The sequence below is a fragment of the Stenotrophomonas sp. YIM B06876 genome, from assembly GCF_030711595.1.
Taxonomy (GTDB): Bacteria; Pseudomonadota; Gammaproteobacteria; order Xanthomonadales; family Xanthomonadaceae; genus Stenotrophomonas.
On the sequence record NZ_JAUJUJ010000127.1, the window covers coordinates 1,621 to 2,132 of the forward strand.

General features: G+C 52.7%; 1 protein-coding gene. It reads left to right on the forward strand.

Annotated elements, in window-relative coordinates:
• Window positions 1-439 (forward strand): PDDEXK nuclease domain-containing protein (locus QZH66_RS15305; protein WP_305806766.1); only part of this gene is annotated, 439 nt, incomplete at its 5' end.
• Window positions 440-512: the final 73 nt, after the last annotated feature.

Here is a 512-nt window from a genome sequence, read left to right on the forward strand (position 1 = left end):
AATCACCCGGTTTCTGCTGGAGCTGGGCAAAGGCTTTGCGTTCCTTGGGCGGCAGTACCCTTTGGTGGTGAATGGCAGAGACTACTTTCTGGATCTGCTTTTCTATCACGCACGTTTGAAGTGCTATGTGGTGATTGAGCTGAAGGCAGGTGAGTTCAAACCCGAGTACGTGGGCAAGCTCAACTTCTACCTTTCGGCGGTAGACGACCAGCTGCGCGCCGAGGGGGACCATCCGACGATTGGCCTGATCCTGTGCAAAGACAAAGACAAACTGGATGTGGAATACGCGCTGCGCGACATCAACAAACCGATGGGCGTGAGTTCGTTCATCACCAAAGACATTCCCCTATCGGTGCAGTCGCAGCTGCCGACTGTGCAAGAGATTGAGAGCGAGCTGACCGCGCTGATTCACAACGATGAGAACAAGTCGAATGAGTGACTACAAGACCATTGCCGAATCCAAAAACTTCATCGTTCTGGACAAGTACATTAAGGAGTGGCAAGCCGCCGAA